We start from the raw sequence: 2,798 nt of genomic DNA, 5'->3' as shown, positions 1-2,798 counted from the left end.
CGCCGAGCGAGCTTTTGGCGGCCCCATACGAATAGGGATTAAATTTAAGATAGCTTTGAGGCGTAGTGAACGGCCCACAGCGGACATTGACACACCTTGCAGCGAAGGACAGGATTGAGCCCAAGCTGACAAATGCTGCGGGTCGCACCGATGTCTGCTATCATGAACAGAGCCAAAAGCCTTCAACAACCACTTAGGTTTTGAACGGGGTTTTTGGGGGCCAAAAACTGAGCCCTTTTCGACCGTTCCAAAAAGGAGCGTTTTTGGAAGATTGCCCGATTAGGCCGTGACGGTGGCATCCTTCGGTTGCCTTGCGGCGATGACCTTCTGCATCAGTGTGATAAACTGGGACTGTTCAACTTCCGACAGACCGCTGAGCGCGGCGGCATTTTCTGCCCTTGCCGCATGGATGGCAGGCCCGCGTAAGTCACGCGCATGGTCGGTCAGCCAGACACGCTGCACCCGCCCGTCGCCTACATCCTTCTTGCGGAAGATCAGCCCGTCACGTTCCATCCGCGCCAGCGTGTTTGCCATGGTCGCTTGTTCGATGTCGAGCCGGACGACCAGTTCCTTTTGCGTCAGACCGTCCTTTTCCCAAAGCTCCAGCAGCGCCGGAAACGTGCCCGTGGTCAGACCCAGCGGTTTGATCCGCGCCGTCAACCCGCGCGCAAACAGGCGCGCCATGTGGTTTGCGAGATATCCCGCCGATTGATCTTTCATAAGCTCCATGCGCCTTGCTTACCACTTGAATAGCTTGCTATGCAATGATACATAGCAAGCTATCAATATATGATCTAAGCAAGGAGCAGGACAATGACCAAAACCATCCATCCTATCGCGGGCGGCATCGCCTTGCTAACGGTCCTGAGCTTTTGGCTGTCCACTGTGTTGTCGGAACTGTTTGCCGGTCCCGCGCTCATCGCTACGGTCAAAACACTGATCCCATGGGGTTTCTTCATTCTGATCCCCGCTTTGATGGCCGTGGGCGGCTCAGGATTTCAGATGGGCAAGAAAATGCGTGGCCCTCTGATCGCCGCCAAGCAGAAACGGATGCCTTTCATCGCAGCAAACGGTATCCTGATCCTGATCCCATCGGCGCTGTATCTGTCGTTCAAGGCGCAGGCAGGAGCGTTCGATACAGCATTCTACACGGTTCAGGTGATCGAGCTGATTGCGGGCGCAGTCAACATCAGACTGCTCAGTCTCAACATGCGTGACGGACTGCGGATGACGGGCAAGCTCCGCCGCTCAGCACAACTTGAAGCACAACCAAAAAGATAAGCCCGCATTGCCCCTCCAAAAAGGGCCGTTTGTTGAACGGCGTCACCGAAGCCGACATTGGCGCAACTGCAGCGAAATGTCACTAAGTCCGCAATCCGCCCTTATAGTCGATCGACACGAAGCAGGAATTAACGCTTATTCAGGCGAATAACTGCTTTAAATCAAAATTATCGCTATATTGGATCAAAATTGCGAGCGAGTGAATTTCTGCCTTCACACGATTTTTTTTAAGGCGCTAAAGACTTCGGCAACATGTGCCCAGCCAGATGAAATTATCATCCATTTAGGCGTTTTTACTGACCTACGGACTAGGTATTTTTCAATACCTATCAGTGGTAGGTTGCCTTGTTCAGCAGTGTTGATCAACATTTTCATATTCGGCTCAATCTAAAAGCGCCTACTGGAGGGTAACGAGTGCATTGTTTGCGAGCTCTCTACGACCGGATTTGTGCGCCAAAACCACAGGAATTTTATGACACTATGGAAAACACTTTCTACGTAAGCGTGCTTCTTATTGGATTGTCGAGCACCGCGTCTGCACAGGATCAAGGGTTGTGGGGCAGTTATGAGGACACCTTCAAGGGTGCCAAATACGTCGACCTTACGCATGATATTACTCCGACGATTCCCGTTTGGGCAGGGTTTGGCAATTCCACATTTGCACCAGCCGAAGCAGGTGCGGATCTCGGCGGCTATGCTTCAAAGGGTGACATATATACTTATAATAAGCATGGCTTTGTGGCGACCGGCTATCTGCTTCAAACAGATCAGCTTGGCACGCAGCTTGATCCTCCAGCACATTGGGCACCGGAATATCCGACGATCGACGAACTTCCGGCCACCTACACACTTCGCCCGCTGGTTGTGATTCCAATGCAGGACAAAGTCGCAGAGGATTTTGGATATGCCTTGCAAGTTTCTGACATCGAAGCATTCGAAGCTAAACACGGAACTATTCCCGAGGGATCTGTGGTTTTCGTCCGCTCCGATTGGTCAAAGGGATGGCCGGATAAAGAATTTGCCGCACGCACTCCGTTCCCCGGCGTTGGACTGGATGCGCTGAAGTTCCTACACGAACAGCGCCACATCTTATTCCATGGCCACGAGCCACTTGATACGGACGCTACGCCGGATCTCGAAGGCGAATACTGGCTTATGCATAATGGCTACGCACAGGCAGAAGGGGTCGCGAATCTGGACAAGGTTCCGCCTATCGGCTGCCTCGTCTCGATTGGCTATCCGAAGTTTAGGGGGGGAGTCGGTGGATATGCCAGATATGTGGCGATCTGCCCTGCAGATTGGGAGTTTGGAATTTCGGTTTCCGCGGCCGACGCCCCTCTGCCGAAAAGCGATAAGCTTTTACACTGGGACGAAGAAAAGGGCATGCGCGTGCGCTGAAGCCACCAAAGTCTAAGCTTTGGGACCGTTTTACGCGAACGGCCCAAACCGGACCTTCATGATGTCCGCAGCTCAGGGCAGCTAAGAGCCGATTGTGTTGAAAAACTCTGTTATTGGCT

Annotated in this window: 3 protein-coding genes; 2 read left to right on the top strand and 1 reads right to left on the bottom strand. The window is 52.8% G+C overall.

Features of this window, described 5'->3' with window-relative positions; translation table 11 throughout:
• Nucleotides 1–279: 279 nt before the first annotated feature.
• Entirely contained in the window at nucleotides 280–729 is a 450-nt protein-coding gene (locus ACSHWX_RS18090; protein WP_435669606.1) for a MarR family winged helix-turn-helix transcriptional regulator, read from the bottom strand.
• Nucleotides 730–813: 84 nt separating this feature from the next.
• On the opposite strand from ACSHWX_RS18090, the gene ACSHWX_RS18085 reads away from it, so the two are divergent.
• Both ACSHWX_RS18085 and ACSHWX_RS18080 read left to right on the top strand, forming a co-directional pair.
• Nucleotides 814–1,281, top strand: a complete 468-nt coding sequence (locus ACSHWX_RS18085) for a hypothetical protein (RefSeq protein WP_435669605.1) — start codon at nucleotides 814–816, stop codon at nucleotides 1,279–1,281.
• Between the two features lie 480 nt (nucleotides 1,282–1,761).
• Nucleotides 1,762–2,679 (top strand): cyclase family protein, encoded by a 918-nt coding sequence (locus tag ACSHWX_RS18080; RefSeq protein WP_435669604.1) that lies wholly within the window; start codon nucleotides 1,762–1,764, stop codon nucleotides 2,677–2,679.
• Nucleotides 2,680–2,798: the final 119 nt, after the last annotated feature.

The sequence above is a fragment of the Maritalea sp. genome (assembly GCF_051251695.1).
GTDB lineage: Bacteria > Pseudomonadota > Alphaproteobacteria > Rhizobiales > Devosiaceae > Maritalea.
The sequence above is the reverse complement of the archived record's forward strand: the minus strand, read 5'-3'. Positions and strand labels throughout refer to the sequence as shown.